The organism is Cohnella herbarum, assembly GCF_012849095.1.
In the GTDB taxonomy this organism is placed as follows: domain Bacteria; phylum Bacillota; class Bacilli; order Paenibacillales; family Paenibacillaceae; genus Cohnella; species Cohnella herbarum.
The window spans coordinates 1530918-1549350 of the sequence record NZ_CP051680.1 but is presented as its reverse complement, the minus strand read 5'-3'; the positions used below and the strand labels follow the sequence as shown (position 1 = coordinate 1549350).

Below are 18433 nucleotides of genomic sequence, written 5' to 3'. Positions count from 1 at the left end.
AGCAGGATATCCGGTGCCGGACGATTTACCAGAGGAAGAAGGGGGAATCGGGACGATGATTACCATTAGTCTGTGCATGATTGTTCGGAACGAAGAGGAAGGACTGGCTAATTGTTTGTCATCCGTCAAGGGAATTGCAGATGAAATCGTTATTGTGGACACAGGGTCAACCGACCGTACGAAGGAGATTGCCGCACAATTCACGGACCGAATTTTCGATTTCGAATGGATCGACGATTTCTCGGCTGCCCGCAACTATGCCTTTAGTCAGGCAACCAAAAAATACATCCTGTGGTTGGACGCAGATGATCGAATTGCAGAGAAAGATCGGCAGTTGTTCATTAAACTGAAAAAGAAACTTACCATGGACGTCGATAGCGTGAGCATGCACTATTATCTTGCTTTCGACGAGGCTGGGAATGTGTCTTCGAGCCTGCGGCGAAACAGATTAGTTCGCAGAGATCGCAACTTTCAATGGATCGGCGCCGTTCATGAATATCTTGCTGTCTCCGGCAATATACAGAACAGCGACATAGGCATTACGCATAGCAAAAATAAAGTGTATACAGACCGTAATTTGCAAATTTACTTAAAAAGAGAGCAATCCGGAGAGACGTTCACGCCAAGAGATTTATATTATTTCGCAAACGAGCTTCGCGATCATTCTCAATTTAGAAAGGCCATTCTGTATTACGAGAAGTTTTTGAAAGGAAAACAAGGCTGGATTGAAGATAATATACAAGCCTGTATGAGGATTGGCGATTGTTATGGTCGTCTAGGTCAAAGAGAGAAACAGGTTGAAGCGATGTGCAGATCACTTTCCTATGATAAACCGAGAGCGGAATTTTGCTGTGCTTTGGGTGGATATTTTCTGGAAGAGAAGCATTACGAAACTGCGATTTTTTGGTTTACAGTAGCTGTGGAACAGGGGCACGATAAGAACAACTTGGGATTGGTTAATCCATTTCACTCGACGTGGTTACCTCATTTACAGTTGTGTCTTTGTTACGATCGTCTAGGACAACATGAGAAAGCTTACGAGCATAACGAGAAAGCCTTGTCTTATTATCCTAATCATCCAAGCATGCTCTATAATAAAAAATATTTTCAAGATTTGTTTGGTTGAAAAACGTATTTCTTTTCTTTCATTGAGTAATCAGTCTATCCCAGTCAACGCTTATCCTCATACTTTATCTGTATGGAGGTGACAGGCGTTGACTGTTATCTGTTCTTCAGTAAAAAAAAAATCTATAAAAACCCGAAAAGCAAATAAAACGATAACAACCAAATGTGATAAACCGAAAGATCAGAAAAAAAAGAAACCGGTCAAAAGGAAATCAAGCTGTACTTGTAAACAGAAAAAGAAGAAAAAAAGATATATAAAGTGTTTGGTTTGTCGCGAAGTACGTTGTAAATGCAAAAAGAAAAAGGTCAAAAAAGCATGTTGTAAGAAAGGTCCGAGAGGTCCAAAAGGTCCAGAAGGGCCTCAAGGGCTGAAGGGAGCAACAGGCGAACAGGGTTTGATGGGAGTTACGGGAGCAACAGGAGCCATAGGACTGACAGGCCCAACAGGTCCAAGAGGACCAACGGGGGCTACCGGTGCAACAGGTCCGCCTGGTCCTACTGGAGCTACGGGGCGAAAGGGGGCTACAGGAGTAACAGGAGCTAGCGGCAATACAGGAGCAAATGGAGTTACTGGAGTTACAGGTGCTACAGGTGCTACAGGTACTGCAGGTGCAACTGGAGCAACAGGAGCAACTGGTGGAGAAACAGGAGTTACAGGAGTTACTGGAGTTACAGGGGTTACGGGTGCAACAGGCGTAACTGGTGTTACCGGTCAAACGGGAGCTACGGGTTCGACTGGTGATCCAGGGGCAACGGGAGCCACTGGGGCTACAGGTGCATCTGGAGTAACAGGAGTTATGGGTGCAACAGGCGTAACTGGTGTTACCGGTCAAACGGGAGCTACGGGTTCGACTGGTGACCCAGGCGTAACAGGACCGACAGGAGCGACTGGCCTAGCAGGAGTTATGGGTCAAACTGGAGCAACCGGTTCAACTGGGGAACCAGGCGTAACAGGGGCAACAGGAGCTACTGGGGCAACCGGCACAACAGGTCAAACTGGTGCAACAGGAGCAACTGGTGTTACAGGTGCAACAGGAGCAACTGGGGTTACAAGTGCAACAGGAGCAACTGGGGTTACAGGTGCAACAGGATCTACGGGAGCAACAGGAGCAACAGGAGTAACGGGAGCTACGAGCGAAACGGGAGCAACTGGGGCTACAGGTGCAACGGGCGCTACGGGCGAAACAGGTGCAACAGGAGCAACAGGGGCAACTGGGGATACAGGTGCAACGGGTGCAACTGGCGAAACAGGTGCAACGGGAGCTACGGGAGCAACAGGAGAAACCGGAGCAACGGGCGAAACGGGAGCAACAGGAGCAACAGGTGCAACGGGTGCAACAGGGGCAACTGGAGCAACAGGTGCAACTGGAGCAACAGGCGCAACTGGCGATACAGGAGCAACGGGAGCTACGGGAGCTACGGGCGAAACGGGAGCGACAGGTTCTACGGGAGCAACAGGAGCAACGGGAGCAACTGGGGCTACAGGTGCAACAGGTGCAACAGGTGCAACTGGAGCAACAGGTGCAACTGGCGATACAGGAGCAACGGGAGCTACGGGCGAAACGGGAGCAACAGGGGCTACGGGCGAAACAGGAGCTACGGGAGAAACCGGTGTAACAGGGGCAACAGGGGCAACAGGCGCAACAGGCGCAACTGGCGATACAGGAGCAACGGGAGCAACGGGAGCTACGGGCGAAACGGGAGCAACAGGAGAAACCGGTGCAACAGGGGCAACCGGGGCAACCGGAGCAACGGGAGCTACGGGAGCAACAGGAGCAACAGGAGCAACGGGAGCAACAGGAGCAACGGGAGCAACAGGCGCAACGGGAGAAACCGGAGCAACGGGCGAAACGGGCGCAACAGGAGCAACGGGAGCAACTGGGGATACAGGGGCAACAGGAGCAACAGGAGCAACGGGAGCTACGGGCGAAACGGGAGCAACTGGGGCTACAGGTGCAACAGGTGCAACAGGTGCAACTGGCGATACAGGAGCAACAGGAGCAACAGGCGCAACGGGAACAATAGGTGCAACTGGGGCTACAGGTGCAACGGGCGTTACGGGCGAAACAGGGGCAACTGGGGCTACAGGTTCTACGGGAGCAACCGGAGCTACGGGCGAAACGGGAGCAACAGGAGAAACCGGTGCAACGGGTGCAACAGGGGCAACAGGAGAAACCGGTGCAATAGGAGAAACAGGGGCAACTGGGGTAACTGGGGCAACTGGGGCAACTGGAGAAACAGGTGCAACTGGTGCAACAGGAGCAACCGGAGCAACAGGAGAAACCGGAGCAACAGGAGCAACAGGAGCTACAGGTTCTACGGGAGCTACGGGCGAAACAGGGGCTACAGGTGCAACTGGAGCAACAGGCGCTACGGGCGAAACAGGAGCAACGGGAGCTACGGGCGAAACGGGAGCAACGGGAGCTACTGGCGAAACGGGAGCGACAGGGGTTACAGGTGCAACAGGAGCAACAGGAGAAACCGGTGCAACGGGTGCAACAGGCGCAACAGGATCCACCGGTGCAACAGGAGCTACGGGCGAAACAGGAGCAACGGGAGCAACAGGAGAAACCGGTGCAACGGGAGAAACCGGAGCAACTGGGGATACAGGTGCAACAGGAGCAACCGGAGAAACCGGCGCAACCGGTGCAACAGGAGCAACAGGAGCAACGGGAGCAACTGGGGCTACAGGGGCAACAGGAGCAACTGGCGCAACTGGCGAAACGGGAGCTACGGGCGAAACGGGAGCAACAGGAGAAACCGGTGCAACAGGGGCAACCGGAGCAACGGGAGCTACGGGAGCAACAGGCGCAACGGGAGAAACCGGAGCAACGGGCGAAACGGGCGCAACAGGAGCAACGGGAGCAACTGGGGATACAGGCGCAACAGGTGCAACAGGTGCAACAGGAGAAACTGGGGCTACAGGAGAAACTGGGGCTACAGGTGCAACAGGAGAAACTGGGGCTACAGGAGAAACTGGGGCTACAGGAGAAACTGGGGCTACAGGAGAAACTGGGGCTACAGGAGAAACTGGGGCTACAGGAGAAACTGGGGCTACAGGAGAAACTGGGGCTACAGGGGCTACAGGGGCTACAGGTGCAACAGGTGCAACAGGTGCAACAGGAGTAACGGGAGCAACAGGAGCAACAGGAGCAACAGGAGCAACAGGCGCAACTGGCGATACAGGAGCAACAGGAGAAACCGGTGCAACAGGAGCAACAGGTGCAACTGGGGCTACAGGTGCAACGGGAGCTACGGGCGAAACGGGAGCAACAGGAGAAACCGGTGCAACGGGAGCTACAGGTGCAACAGGGGCAACTGGGGCTACAGGTGCAACGGGCGCTACGGGCGAAACAGGTGCAACAGGAGCAACAGGAGCAACAGGGGCTACAGGTTCTACGGGAGAAACCGGAGCTACGGGCGAAACAGGTGCAACGGGTGCTACGGGCGAAACGGGAGAAACCGGAGCAACTGGGGATACAGGTGCAACGGGTGCAACAGGGGCAACTGGAGCAACAGGCGCAACTGGCGATACAGGAGCAACAGGTGCAACAGGATCTACCGGAGCAACAGGATCTACCGGAGCAACAGGATCTACCGGAGCAACAGGAGCAACAGGCGCAACGGGAGCAACGGGAGCAACAGGAGCAACGGGAGCAACAGGAGCAACAGGAGCAACGGGAGCAACAGGAGAAACCGGTGTAACGGGTGCAACAGGTGAAACTGGGGCTACAGGTGCAACAGGAGAAACTGGGGCTACAGGTGCAACAGGAGAAACTGGGGCTACAGGTGCAACAGGAGAAACTGGGGCTACAGGTGCAACAGGAGAAACTGGGGCTACAGGTGCAACAGGAGAAACTGGGGCTACAGGTGCAACAGGAGAAACTGGGGCTACAGGTGCAACAGGAGAAACTGGGGCTACAGGGGCAACAGGGGCTACAGGTGCAACAGGAGCAACGGGAGCAACAGGCGAAACAGGAGCAACTGGGGCTACAGGAGCTACGGGCGAAACGGGAGCAACCGGCGCAACTGGGGATACAGGTGCAACAGGAGAAACTGGGGCTACAGGTGCAACGGGAGCTACGGGCGAAACGGGAGCAACAGGAGAAACCGGTGCAACAGGTGCAACAGGTGCAACAGGGGCAACAGGGGCAACAGGGGCAACAGGCGCAACAGGTGCAACTGGGGCTACAGGTGCAACAGGAGCAACGGGAGAAACCGGTGCAACAGGAGCTACGGGAGAAACCGGTGCAACAGGGGCAACAGGAGCTACGGGAGAAACCGGTGCAACAGGAGCAACAGGCGCAACGGGAGCAACAGGTGCAACAGGAGCAACTGGGGATACAGGTGCAACGGGGGCAACAGGAGCTACGGGAGAAACCGGTGCAACAGGGGCAACAGGGGCTACGGGAGAAACCGGTGCAACGGGTGCAACAGGAGCAACAGGTGCAACTGGGGCTACGGGAGAAACCGGTGCAACAGGGGCAGCTGGTGCAACAGGCGCAACTGGCGATACAGGAGCTACGGGAGCTACGGGCGAAACGGGAGAAACTGGGGCTACAGGTGCAACGGGAGCAACCGGAGTAACCGGAGTAACTGGAGTCATCGGACCGACGGGAGCTACAGGTGCAACAGGGGAAACTGGGGCTACAGGTGCAACAGGTGCAACGGGTGCAACTGGGGCTACAGGTTCTTCGGGAGCAACGGGAGCTACGGGAGCAACAGGAGCAACAGGAGCAACAGGAGCAACAGGAGCAACTGGGGCTACAGGTTCTACGGGCGAAACAGGAGAAACCGGTGCAACGGGTGCTACAGGATCAACAGGGGCAACAGGTGCAACAGGATCTACCGGCGCAACGGGTGCTACGGGAGCAACTGGCGAAACAGGAGCAACCGGAGCAACTGGGGTTACAGGCGCAACCGGAGCAACAGGAGCAACAGGAGCAACAGGAGCAACGGGCGAAACGGGAGCGACAGGGGTTACAGGGGTTACAGGTGCAACAGGAGCAACGGGAGCAACAGGCGCAACCGGAGCAACGGGTGCAACGGGAGCAACAGGGGCAACCGGAGCAACGGGTGCAACCGGAGCAACGGGAGCAACAGGGGCAACCGGAGCAACAGGAGCAACAGGAGCAACGGGAGCAACCGGAGCAACCGGAGCAACCGGGGCAACAGGCGTAACGGGAGCTACGGGAGCAACCGGAGTAACTGGAGTCATCGGACCGACGGGAGCTACAGGAGCAACAGGAACAAATATCACGAACACTTCGGCATTCGCTGAAAACACATCGGGAACATTTCTAGTGGTACTAGGTGGCCTTAATGTTTCACTGCCTAATAACCAGAATATTGGTGCAAATATCACGATTAATGGTGCAAATGACACATTTACGCTCGCAAATGCGGGAAGGTATTATATTTCTTATAAAATTAATACGACTGCTGCTTTACTAGTTCAATCAAGAATATTATTGAATGGGGCTTCGGTGCCGCCTTCTGTTGTTTCGCCAACGATTAGTACTTCTCTTTTAACATCTGATTTTATTATTACCGTTCCGGCTAACTCGACGATAACACTCCAATTTTTTGGACTTGTGGCTACCGTCGTTTTATCGCCACCTGGCGCTACGATCAATATCATTCAAATTGGTTAGATCGGGAATTTTATTCAGCAGGTTCATTATGGTCGGATATCACCATTATGAACCTGCTTTTTTTGTCTACTTATTTAATGCTATTAATGACTTTCATCGAATCATATCTGACTTGCTTCCATAATATGATAATTAGGACAAAGCACTTCAGGTACGTGGTGAGGAGTGGGGCATTATGCGAATGCGCGTTGCCGATTATATTACGAATGCGTTATACGAAGCTGGCGGAGAGCAAGTCTTTCTTGTGACCGGCGGAATGATCATGCATTTAACGGATGCTCTTTATCAACATAAACATCAGACCTATATTTCATGTCACCATGAGCAAGCAGCGGCAATGGCGGCAGAGGCATACGGAAGATTTACAAATCGACTAGGGGTCGCTTATGTTACTGCCGGACCGGGTGCATTAAACTCGATAACCGGTGTCGCCGGTGCTTATATTGACTCGTCTCCTATGATTATTGTGGCAGGAAACTCAAAAGTGTCATTAGCTAAAATCAAAGGGCCCCGACAATTTCCTTTGCAAGGATTCGACTCGCTGCCCATGTTTTCTTATATAACCAAATATGCGGTTTTGCTCGATGATATTTCAAAAGTGAAGGTTGAAGTAGAGAAATGCATTCACTTGGCTAAGACGAATAGAGTCGGACCCGTATATCTTGAAGTTCCAGTAGACATTCAGGGTGCTTTATTCGATCCCGATGAATTTGAAGGGTATACGCCCGAGTTGAGCATAACGACGCATATAACTGAACAACAAATTAAACAAGTCAAGGAAGCCCTATTATCGAGCGAGAGACCCTGTCTATTAGTCGGCGCAGGCGTAAGATTATCCAATGCGATCGACAAGTTTCATGATTTTGTTAACCAAGCAAAAATCCCCGTATTAACTTCGAGATTAGGCATGGACTTAATAGACCATGGCCATTCTTTTTTTGTTGGCAGACCTGGCACCTATGGGGAACGCGCGGCTAACTTTACGATTCAAAAATGCGATCTCCTTATCACGGTAGGTTGTAGGCTTGGCATAGGTTTGGTAGGTTATGATTTTCAAGATTTCGCGAGTCAGGCTTACAAAATCTATGTTGATATCGACGAGAAAGAAATCAATAAACCTTCGGTTTCCGCTGATTTATCTATCTTAGGAGATGCAGGCGAGTTTTTCGAGAAAATAACGAAGTCGCTACCTCCGATGGAAAGCAGACTAGCATGGATAGAACAAACGCAACAATGGAAGCTAAAATATCCGGTTGACCTCGCAGAGTATGACGATGATAGCAATGGCATTAACTCCTATCGTTTTGTCTCTAAATTTTCGGAAAAGGCTTTGTCCAATCACGTGTTTGTCGTCGATACAGGTTCATGCTTTCATGTTCATGCTCAAGCTTTTAAGGTGAAATTCGGGCAAAGACACATCATCACCGGCGGATTATCTACGATGGGGTATTCTCCCGGAGCGGTAGGCGTGTCTGTTGCATTGAAACATCAAGAAGTATATTGCATAACCGGGGACGGATCTTTCCAGATGAACCTTCAAGAGTTGCAAACGATTAATCAATACAAGCTGCCTATCAAGTTCATTTTATTCAGCAATAACGGATATTTGTTGATGCGGCACACTCAACATAATTTTATGGAAGGAAGACTCATCGGGGAAAGCCCTTCGACCGGCGTTAGTTTTGCGCCATTTGACAAGGTAGCCGATACGTTCGGATTAGGATATATGAAAATTTCTAACCTCGAAGAATTGGACTTCAAACTAGAGGAACTATTTGCGTATGAGGGATCATTGATCTGCGAGGTCATCACGCCCCCCGATCAATTATTAATACCGAGGATTTCATCGAAGAAAATGGAGGATGGAACGATGATATCGATGCCTTACGATGATATGTATCCATTTCTACCCAGAGAGGAATATCGCTCAAATTCCGTTTGAACTATTGGGGAGATAAAAATGAATAAATTAAAAGTGGCCATAGTGGGAAGCGGCAATATAGGAACGGATCTCCTTATAAAAATAATACGATCGCCTTATCTGGAATGCACGATGTTTATAGGAAGAAACGCGAATTCTCCAGGAATGCTAAAGGCTCGAAGTTTAGGAGTCCCCACGTATGATACAAGCATCAACTCCATTGTGATGGATCCATCTTTATGCGATGTAGTCGTCGACGCGACCTCGGCAAGGGATCACTTAGATCACGCGCCCATATTGAAGAGATTAGGAAAATTCGTAATCGATATGACCCCGTCCAATATCGGGGAAATGTGCGTCCCCGCAATCAATTTGAAAGAATGCCTGGATCGAGACAACGTAAATATGATTACTTGCGGCGGACAAGCCTCTTTACCGATTGCGTATGCCATCGGTAAGTCGCAAAAGAACGTGAATTACATTGAAGTGGTATCGAGCATATCTTCGAAAAGCGCCGGACCCGCAACAAGAACAAACCTGGATGAATATATTGAGACGACGGAAGAAGCAATCAAGCACTTTTCGGGTTGTAATAGAGCAAAGGCGATCCTCAATTTAAATCCGGCAAATCCTTGCATCGATATGCAAACAACGATATTCGCGTTAGTCGACAAGCCTGATATGGATGCTCTGTTGTCTTCCGTGAATGAAATGATAACCTCCATCCAAAGCTTCGTACCCGGATACAAGCTGATTGTTCCCCCTACGATCGAGAACGGGAGAATTGTTGTCATGGTTAAAGTACAGGGCTTAGGCGATTATTTGCCTACGTACGCAGGTAATTTAGACATTATCAACTGTGCTGCTATTGCGATTGCGGAAGAATACGCTAAAATACACAATCTCTAAAGGGGCGGGGTAGATGATGAGACCTATTTTAATTAGCGACCCAACCTTAAGGGACGGATCACATGCCATTCATCATCGATTAACCGTAGAGCAGATTAGCGCTTATACCCGAATGGCAGAAGAAGCGTCGATTCCCATCGTTGAAGTCGGGCATGGTAACGGACTCGGGGCATCTTCATTGCAATTAGGCGAGAGTCTCGTTTCGGATAAACAAATGCTAGAAGTATGCAGAGAACATTTGAAGAGAACGAAGTTAGGCATTCATGTGATTCCAGGCTTTGCTACCATTAAGAAAGATCTAAACAATGCGATAGATATCGGAGTAGATGTCATACGAGTTGCCTCGCATTGTACGGAAGCGGATGTTACGCAGAGGCATATCGAGCATTGCCGTACAAGGGAAAGAGAAGTCTACGGCGTTCTAATGATGTCGCATATGGCACCAGCTTCGATCTTAATTGCCGAAGCGAAGAAAATGCAAAGCTATGGCGCTCAAGGCATCATAATCATGGATTCCGCTGGTGCCTATTTACCCGAAGAGGTAAAAGAGAAAATGAAAGCTTTGGTAAGCAGCTTGGATATTCCAGTCGGATTTCATGCTCATAATAATCTGGGAATGGCCATCGCAAATTCCGTTGCCGCAATCGAAGAGGGGGCAACTATATTAGATGCTACAATGAAAGGCTTCGGAGCAGGGGCAGGAAATGCCCAATTAGAAGTTCTCATCGCTGTATTGCAATTAACGGGATATGAGACTGGAATTGACTTATACAGGTTATTGGATGCTTCCGATGTAGCCGAGCAAAACTTCATAACGGTTCCGACGATTAGCTCGTCTAGCATTGTTAGCGGAATGGCGGGTGTATTTTCGGGATTTGCAAAACCCGTGGAGCGAATAGCCAAACAATATAATCTGGATCCCAAAGACATTTATTTCGAGTTGGGCAAAAGAAAAGTAGTCGCAGGTCAGGAGGATTTGATTCTAGAGGTTGCCGTGAGTCTTTCCCAATTACGATAATGACGAATAGAAAGGAGATCCTATGAGTAAAACTAAAATTGCGATTTTAGGAGCCACGGGGCATATTGCCAAAAATATCATAATGGGTTTATCCAAAAATACGAATTACGAATTATTTCTGTTTGCTAGAAATCAGGAACGGTTACAAGCCTTCCTTAAAGCCGAGATCGCTGATTGCTCGGGTATAGCAGTCCATTCTTTTAGTTCCTTCATGGAGCTGAACTACGACGCGATTATGAATTGCGTGGGGATCGGCGATCCTGCCAAATTGAAAAAAGTAGGCGGGGATATATTCAGATTGACCGAGGAATTCGATAATTTAGCCTTAAGGTATATAGAAAACAGTCCCAAAACTTTGTATATCAATTTTAGCAGCGGCATTGCCTACGGTTCAAATTTCAATACGCCCGCGGATCAGAATAAAACAGCCGTCATCAACATCAATAACATCTCTTCAACGGATTACTATACCATTTCCAAAATGAATACGGAGGCCAAGCATCGGTCATTTTCTAAATTCAATATCGTGGATTTAAGAGTATTCGGATTTTTCAGCAGGTATATCGATTTGAAAATGCCTTATTTTCTTAGCGAGATCGTCAATAGTTTAAAACGAGATAAAGAGTTTGTAACGGGAAGTAACGACATGGTAAGAGATTACATACATCCTAGGGATTTGGTTGAGTTAATCGAAAGATGCATTAATATTCGCAATATTAACGATGTGTTCGATGTGTATAGCTTAGAACCGATCAGTAAGTTCCAGATGCTTGAATTTTTCGAGAAGAACTATGGATTAAGGGTCAAGATCGAAAAGGAAACGGAAATTACTTCGGTCACGGGCTTGAAATCAAACTACTATTCGCTTAACAGGAAATCGGATATGATTGGCTACCAGCCCCAATATTCTTCCAAAGATGCGATTATATCCGAATTAAATTACATATTGTAATTCATGTAACACATCCGTCAATTCACATACTGCTTACGGTATTTGAGAGGAGACAGGCCGACGCTGCGCTTGAAAGAGGATGAGAAGTAGGGGGAGTACCGAAAACCGACTTCTTCCGCGATCCGTTCAATCGACCATTCCGTAGAGACGAGGAGACGCTTGGCCCGCTCTAGGCGGAACTCGAGCAAATAGTGAATCGGCGTGACTCCGTACTTCATTTTCATGCAGCGAACGATATAGTTGGGATGAAAATGGAGCTCCTCAGCCAGAGTCTCGTTCGTGATTTCATTTCGGAAGTTTAATTGAAGGTAAGCTGCGGCCTTCTCCGCCAACCGGGTCGCGGACGAGCTTGTCCCGCTCGACCTTCCTTCCTCCAGCAGGGCGAGAATTCCGGCAAACAGGCGCTGTTCTTCCCAGAAAGAGTCGCCGACCGGCAGCAGCAACAGCTGTCGCATCAGTTCGAAGGCGATCTGGGGATTGGACAAGCAAATCTGTTTAGGAATTCGAAGCGAGTAGGGATTACCGAACGGAAGCAATGCATGGGTGTCCGTTTCTTCGGCGTGAACACCTTGCTGCTTGGCTACATGCTCAAAATGAACCCAGTAAAACACCGTTTTCCGCTCGCATGGCTTGACCGAATAATGCTCCCCGTAAGGCAGCAATAATAACGTATCTCCTTCGCGTAGAGACCATTCTTTCCCGTTTTCTCCGATATGAAGCTCTCCCTCGGCCATGATCAGCAGATCGTAAATGCCGAGGTTTCTTCGATTAGGATGACGATCGCCGGCCCGGAACTCCGCACGCCCGGCTTCCACGAAATACGGGAGCGGAGGGGCTTGCAACTCAACGATGGACGCTTCACTCATCCCAATTCCCTCAACCTTCTGTGTCATTTTGTATAAAAAAAAGTTTATTCCGTTCCTATTTCGCCTTTTGGAAAAAGCATATACTCGAACCTATAAGGAGTCAAATTCTATATTTTCATGGAGGTTCTTATGCGGGAGACGAAAGTATATATCCAAGACGATTTTTGGAATGGTTACTCGGAGCTGGTTCGCCAAACCGTCATCCCTTACCAGTGGGAAGCGCTGAACGATCGGATCGAAGGCGCGGAACCTAGCCATGCGATTCGAAACTTCCGTATTGCCGCAGGGCTGAAGGAAGGCGAATTCGGCGGCTTTGTGTTTCAAGACAGCGATTTGGCCAAGTGGTTGGAGGCGGTCGGCTTTTCGCTCCGTCATCATCCGGACCCTGAACTCGAGAAGATCGCCGATGACGTGATCGACTTGATCGGTCAAGCCCAGCATGAGAACGGATACTTGAATACGTACTATACGATCAAGGAACCAGGCAAACAATGGACCAATCTTTACGAAGCTCACGAGTTATATTGCGCCGGTCATATGATCGAAGCCGCCGTCGCTTATTTCGAAGCCACGGGAAAACGCAAGCTGCTCGATATCGTCTGCCGTTTCGCCGACCTTATCGATAACCAATTCGGAACGAAGCCGGGCCAAATTCGGGGATATTGCGGCCATCAGGAGATCGAGTTGGCTCTTGTCAAGCTGTATCGGGTGACGGGAGAACAACGTTATGTGAACCTAAGCCGCTACTTCATCGATGAGCGGGGAAGTAAGCCGAACTACTTCTTCGAGGAATGGGAGCGCCGCGGACGGACAAGCTACTGGGTACAGGGAACAACGTCCGAGCCCAATCTCGAAATGTATCAAAGCCATCTTCCCGTACGAGAGCAATCGGCTGCCGTCGGACACTCCGTGCGGGCCGTCTACATGTATTCGGCGATGGCCGATCTGGCGCGATTGACAGGTGACGCCAAACTGCGCGAAGCCTGCGAGCGACTGTGGGCTAATACGACCGGCAAGCAAATGTACATTACCGGTGGCATCGGTTCGACGCATCTCGGCGAAGCATTCTCGTTCGATTACGACCTGCCCAACGATACCGTTTACGCGGAAACTTGCGCCTCGATCGGCTTGATCTTCTGGGCGCGAAGGATGCTGCAGATAGAAGCCAAGAGCGAATACGCCGACGTAATGGAGAGGGCGCTTTACAACAATGTGCTTGGAAGCATGTCTAAAGACGGCAAGCATTTTTTCTATGTGAACCCGTTAGAGGTATGGCCGGACGCAAGCGCCAAAAATCCCGACAGGCATCATGTGAAGGCCGTACGTCAGAAGTGGTTCGGCTGTTCTTGCTGCCCGCCTAACGTAGCCCGTCTGCTCAGCTCGTTGAGCGATTACATTTACGACGTATCCGATGACGGCAAGACGGTCTATGCACATTTGTTTATCGGCAGCGAAGTCTCGTTCGAACTTGCCGGACGAAGCGTGACGTTGCGCCAGCGGTCGGAACTGCCTTGGAACGGCAAGGTCGAATTCGAGGTATCGATTCCGGACGGCGGCGATGGCGCCGAGTTTGAGTTAGCGCTCCGCGTACCAGGCTGGTTCCAGAGCCGCCTGCCGGTTATGAAAGTGAACGGGGAAACTCAAAATTATCGCGTGGATAACGGATATGCGAAAGCGGAGCAAATCTGGTCGGAAGGCGATAGAGTGGAGTGGTTGTTACCGCTGGAGACGAAGCTGATCGCCGCCCACCCGTTAATCCGAGCAGACGCGGGCAAGGCCGCCATTCAGCGCGGCCCGCTCGTCTATTGTGTCGAAGAAGCGGATAACGTGACTCCGCTTTCCTCGTTCTCCCTTGCCGAAGAACCGAAGCTTACGGAGAGCTTTGTCGCCGATCTGCTCGACGGTTGCGTTATCGTAGAGGGCGACGGGCTGGTCGTCGACGATTCCGTTTGGTCGGAGGGACAGCCTTACCAGCCGCTCAAGGACCAGACGCGGCCCGTCCGCTTCAAAGCGATTCCCTATTATTTGTGGGGAAATCGCCAGCCCGGGGAGATGAGCGTTTGGCTACGTAGCTGATTGGGCTATTCCATTGGTTTCACGGAAGGGAATAAACCTAATTTCCGGCAATCTTCTCGAAATTATAGGTATCGCTGAACAGATTGTCGTCGTGGAATGCGATGATCAATACATCGTAATGCTCGCTCGCGAGAATCTTCTTCAGGCTGAATTCCGAATAATAACGACTATCGTAAACGGTAAGTTTGTTAAAATGTTGAGCCAAATACGGCGTTATAGGATTCATGAAAGAATCTTTCAGCAGCAAGACGTTTAATCGATTATTCGCTTTCGGATTCTCATAAGCGATTTTACGTCTGTCGCCGCCGTAGATGGCTCCATAAGAATAAGTGCTTCGCCCTTTTTTGAAACCGTAAAAATCTTTAAAGCTCGAAACGGTTTGTTGTCCGTCTTTGTTAATGACTTCGAAATTGTGAAAGGAGAACGGCACTTTCGGTTCATAGAGGATCGTTCTATCCGCTCTTCTGGGACTTACGGCATTATTGATTTGAATGTTATAGCTGCCTTCGAAGTTGCCAGTCGTTAATTGAGATACGTAGATATCGTTCAGAGTTAGCGGCGTATCTTCGAATAAGGCCGACTTGTTAGAGATCTGGGTTATCATTTCCTGATAAGCCGTAAAGGCGCCCTTGATGTTCCAATGGTGGTCGGTTTCCAAGTAGCGTTCCTCCAACTGCGCTTTCGTGAAAGAATCGAACTTGTCGCCAATATTAACGACGTTAATATTAGGATCGAGCTTGGATAAGAAATAGTCTTTGGAACGGGCATAAGCATCGGTTTGCAAATACTCAGGATATAAATGCATCAGCGCTTTGGTTCTGGACGGGTTAAAAACAAAATACGTTTCCGTGTTTCGCGCTTCGGCGAATTTAACCGCTTCGTTTAATTTGGCGGTCGATTCGTCGATTTTATCCGTATGAACGACTTTGTCGGTAACGGGCATAATCCACTTGTGGTTCGTGACGACAAGTCCGGATACGATGCGCGAATCTTTAATGGCGGTTCCCTCTTCGGGATTATGCGGCTTGTTAGCACGAAGCAAGTTTTCGAACAGCATGGAGTTGAACAACTTAGAATTTTGCTGATTTTGGTAAATGCTTACCATTTCATCGCGGAACACGATTTGATCATTGGCGTATTGGTTCATATCTTCGAAAAAACTGCGCGTAGAAATGGCTTCCAAACTGATCCTAGGCAACTGGCTTAACGTTCTGTTTTCAATAGCGGAGATGTCTCTATCCGGTTTAAGAATGCTGGCAATCGCGAAACCGAAAATAATGGCTATGAAGACGACGATATAAACGATTGAAATCCGTTTGTTCACTTTGTAGCTCCTTACGAAAATCAGAATCTAAAATACAGGAATGGGTTGTAGGTTGAATTAATCAAATACAAGATCACTTCCGCGAGAAGGAAGAAGTGGAACAGCATTGCAAAAACGGTTAGCGCGTTCGTAATCGATTGACTGAATCGTAACTTCTGAAGCTTCGGATACACTGGCATAGCAACGAGAATCGCAATGGCAAAAGGCAGCCAGTTCAAAGATAACAACGATAGGGCCTGTGAATCGAAGATCGCGTTGCCATTGGAATAGAAAAGGGTAGACATGAAATCCATCGCGTAACCGAAGTTGTCGGCGCGAAAGAAAACCCATCCGATCATGACAAGCAGCAGCACGATAACATGGTTTAACGGATAAATCTTGGATAGCCATTTTTCAAGGCCGGCTTTTTCTAGAGCGATAAGGATTCCGTAGTAGGTGCCCCAAGCAAGGAAAGTCCAACTGGCTCCATGCCAGAACCCCGTAAGCGTCCACACGATGAATAAGTTGCGATAGATCTTCCAATGAGCGACTCTGCTACCGCCCAGCGGGATATAGACATAGTCCCTGAACCAACTGCCCAACGAGATATGCCAGCGTCTCCAGAACTCGGAAATGCTCTTCGAGATATACGGATAGTTGAAGTTCTCCGCGAACTCGAAGCCGAACATTTTACCTAAACCTATCGCCATATCGCTGTATCCCGAGAAATCAAAATAGATTTGCAGCGTATACGCGATCATTCCAAGCCAAGCGCTTCCGGTAGATAGATCCATCGGAGACGAAGCGAATACGGTATCGGCGACGGACCCGAGCGGGTTGGCCAACAGTATTTTTTTGGATAAACCTAGAATGAACCGTTTGATTCCCTCGGCGAATTGGGGGGAAGAAAACGCGCGTTTGCCGAGTTGTTCGGCGACGGCGTTATATCTAATAATCGGACCTGCCACGAGTTGCGGGAAAAACGTAATGTAAAGCGACAGACGGAACAGATTCCGTTGCGCTTTTTCTTTTTTTCGATACACGTCGATTAAGTAACTGAGCGCATGGAACGTGTAAAAAGAGATCCCTATCGGTAAGGGAATCGGCTTTAGATGAAGATTCGTTTGAAGAACGGAATTCATGACATCCACGAAGAAATTCGCATACTTAAAGAAACCCAGAAGTCCGATATTCATGACGATGGCCAACGTTAATATCGAGACTTTCTTTTTTTCGCGATGTTGCGTTTTATCGATCCAAATGCCGTAACCGTAGTTCATGAGAATGGATAAGATCATGAGAACGACATATCTGGGTTCGCCCCATGCATAGAAAACTAAACTGAAAAGTAACAGAATCGTATTTTTATATTTGAACGGAACGGAGAAATAGAGCGCCAGAACAAGCGGTAAAAAGAAAAACAAAAATAGGACTGAACTAAAAACCAAAACAAATTTCCTCCATATGTCGAATTCTCGTTAGTCACATAAGTCTGATTATAACGGTTAAGAAACCAAAAAAATAATGTAATATATTTCAAGCTTTTGCTGTGTTTATTTGCTCCGGCGTAGGCGTCTTTGCGGCCGTTCAGAGTAAACCGACGACAAGCGTTATATACGCTTGCACGAAGACGAATGGAGATCTTCGGATTGTCGCTTCCTCCAAGTCTTGTCTCAAGAACGAGAAATTGCTCTCTTGGAACGTGATCGGACCGAAGGGAGAGAAAGGGGCGAAGGGAGACAAGGTAGACAAGGGAGATCCGGGAGTTAAAGGAGCCGTCGGCCCGACAGGGGCGAAAGGCGACACCGGGGCGACTGGCGCGACTGGGCCGCAAGGGTCATCGGGAAATACGGGTGCGACAGGGGCCACAGGTCCGACCGGCGCAACCGGACCGCAAGGACCCCAGGGGATACCCGGAATGCCGGGAACGGAAATCGTCGCCTCCGCGGTTAAGGCTGTAACCAACGATGATCAAAGTACGAATTACCCCAACAGTATTTATTTTCATACCCAACCCTTTGACTTAGGAGACGAATTCGACGGTACGACGTTCATTCCGAAGACGGACGGGATTTATTGGTTCCAGGTTTCCTACGAAGTCTTCCTATATCCCGGTAATTCCGGGTCTGTGGAGATCGGCATAGTCGAACTCCCGGCCGCAGGAGGAATGAACTACGTGCAAAAGTATACTGACTATACGCCGAACGGCTTTCCCGGCGGAAATTTTTTCGTCACGACATCGACCATGCTTAAGCTTACTGCAGGTAAAAGGATCACGATTATCCCCTATACTCCGGGGAACAACAACAGTATCGTGAAAGCAACGCTGGAAGTGGCGCGACTGCCTTTCCCTGTTGCTGCTGTCCAATAAACAGGCGAAATAGAAGCTGTGCATTATGTCCATACGAAATGCCCGGGATATCATGTACCGGGCATTTTCGCTTTCGGCAAACCGTTCGCACCTGTCTCCACAATGCTACGTTCCTACGCGCTGCAGTGGCGTCAACTAGATGGATGCCGACCTGAATGGTGCATCACGCAAGGGGCATCTTAGTTGAAGTATATGATAGGTTAACTTATAGTAAACTGGTTAGGATGGACAATAGGAA

General features: G+C 49.3%; 13 protein-coding genes. 10 read left to right on the top strand and 3 right to left on the bottom strand.

From position 1 onward, the window contains the following. The first annotated feature begins 46 nt into the window (after positions 1-46). The 8 genes from HH215_RS36980 to HH215_RS06650 all read left to right on the top strand — a co-directional run bounded on the left by HH215_RS36980 (position 47) and on the right by HH215_RS06650 (position 11579). Positions 47-1126 (top strand): glycosyltransferase, encoded by a 1080-nt coding sequence (locus HH215_RS36980; RefSeq protein ID WP_375140514.1) that lies wholly within the window; start codon positions 47-49, stop codon positions 1124-1126. 1160 nt (positions 1127-2286) lie between these two features. Then, entirely contained in the window at positions 2287-2742 is a 456-nt protein-coding gene (locus HH215_RS37180; RefSeq protein ID WP_310735562.1) for a hypothetical protein, read from the top strand. Positions 2743-2844: 102 nt separating this feature from the next. Next, complete coding sequence (locus tag HH215_RS37175) at positions 2845-3150, top strand: hypothetical protein (RefSeq protein ID WP_310735561.1); 306 nt, start codon at positions 2845-2847, stop codon at positions 3148-3150. Continuing rightward, positions 3147-6779: a BclA C-terminal domain-containing protein gene (locus HH215_RS06670; protein WP_310735611.1), complete on the top strand. Its 3633-nt coding sequence runs from the start codon at positions 3147-3149 to the stop codon at positions 6777-6779. The genes HH215_RS37175 and HH215_RS06670 overlap by 4 nt, the downstream gene beginning before the upstream one ends. Before the next feature lie 175 nt (positions 6780-6954). Then, entirely contained in the window at positions 6955-8721 is a 1767-nt protein-coding gene (locus HH215_RS06665; protein ID WP_169279190.1) for a thiamine pyrophosphate-binding protein, read from the top strand. An 18-nt stretch (positions 8722-8739) separates the two neighbouring features. Continuing rightward, positions 8740-9609, top strand: a complete 870-nt coding sequence (locus tag HH215_RS06660; protein ID WP_169279189.1) for an acetaldehyde dehydrogenase (acetylating) — start codon at positions 8740-8742, stop codon at positions 9607-9609. A 13-nt stretch (positions 9610-9622) separates the two neighbouring features. Next, a complete protein-coding gene (gene dmpG / locus HH215_RS06655) occupies positions 9623-10627 on the top strand; it encodes a 4-hydroxy-2-oxovalerate aldolase (RefSeq protein ID WP_169279188.1) in 1005 nt (334 codons plus the stop codon). A 22-nt stretch (positions 10628-10649) separates the two neighbouring features. Beyond that, a complete protein-coding gene (locus HH215_RS06650) occupies positions 10650-11579 on the top strand; it encodes an NAD-dependent epimerase/dehydratase family protein (RefSeq protein ID WP_169279187.1) in 930 nt (309 codons plus the stop codon). Positions 11580-11596: 17 nt separating this feature from the next. Here the strand turns inward: HH215_RS06650 and HH215_RS06645 are convergent, their stop codons facing one another. After that, positions 11597-12445: a helix-turn-helix domain-containing protein gene (locus tag HH215_RS06645; protein ID WP_169279186.1), complete on the bottom strand. Its 849-nt coding sequence runs from the start codon at positions 12443-12445 to the stop codon at positions 11597-11599. A gap of 129 nt (positions 12446-12574) precedes the next feature. Here HH215_RS06645 and HH215_RS06640 point away from each other — a divergent pair, with 129 nt between their 5' ends. Continuing rightward, positions 12575-14521: a glycoside hydrolase family 127 protein gene (locus HH215_RS06640; protein WP_169279185.1), complete on the top strand. Its 1947-nt coding sequence runs from the start codon at positions 12575-12577 to the stop codon at positions 14519-14521. A 37-nt stretch (positions 14522-14558) separates the two neighbouring features. Here HH215_RS06640 and HH215_RS06635 read toward each other — a convergent pair whose 3' ends face one another. Together HH215_RS06635 and HH215_RS06630 are read right to left on the bottom strand one after the other, a co-directional pair. Further along, positions 14559-15845: a DHHW family protein gene (locus tag HH215_RS06635; RefSeq protein ID WP_169279184.1), complete on the bottom strand. Its 1287-nt coding sequence runs from the start codon at positions 15843-15845 to the stop codon at positions 14559-14561. Positions 15846-15865: 20 nt separating this feature from the next. Then, a complete protein-coding gene (locus tag HH215_RS06630) occupies positions 15866-17272 on the bottom strand; it encodes an MBOAT family O-acyltransferase (protein WP_169279183.1) in 1407 nt (468 codons plus the stop codon). 101 nt (positions 17273-17373) lie between these two features. Here HH215_RS06630 and HH215_RS36805 point away from each other — a divergent pair, with 101 nt between their 5' ends. Continuing rightward, positions 17374-18195: a collagen-like protein gene (locus HH215_RS36805; RefSeq protein WP_217362333.1), complete on the top strand. Its 822-nt coding sequence runs from the start codon at positions 17374-17376 to the stop codon at positions 18193-18195. Positions 18196-18433 lie beyond the last annotated feature (238 nt).

Excerpts from the sequence above, each read along its gene's own strand:
- HH215_RS06665 (WP_169279190.1), top strand. The coding sequence starts at position 6,955 with ATGCGAATGCGCGTTGCCGATTATATTACGAATGCGTTATACGAAGCT.
- HH215_RS06660 (WP_169279189.1), top strand. The coding sequence starts at position 8,740 with ATGAATAAATTAAAAGTGGCCATAGTGGGAAGCGGCAATATAGGAACG.
- dmpG (WP_169279188.1), top strand. The coding sequence starts at position 9,623 with ATGATGAGACCTATTTTAATTAGCGACCCAACCTTAAGGGACGGATCA.
- HH215_RS06650 (WP_169279187.1), top strand. The coding sequence starts at position 10,650 with ATGAGTAAAACTAAAATTGCGATTTTAGGAGCCACGGGGCATATTGCC.
- HH215_RS06645 (WP_169279186.1), bottom strand. The coding sequence starts at position 12,445 with ATGAGTGAAGCGTCCATCGTTGAGTTGCAAGCCCCTCCGCTCCCGTAT.
- HH215_RS06640 (WP_169279185.1), top strand. The coding sequence starts at position 12,575 with ATGCGGGAGACGAAAGTATATATCCAAGACGATTTTTGGAATGGTTAC.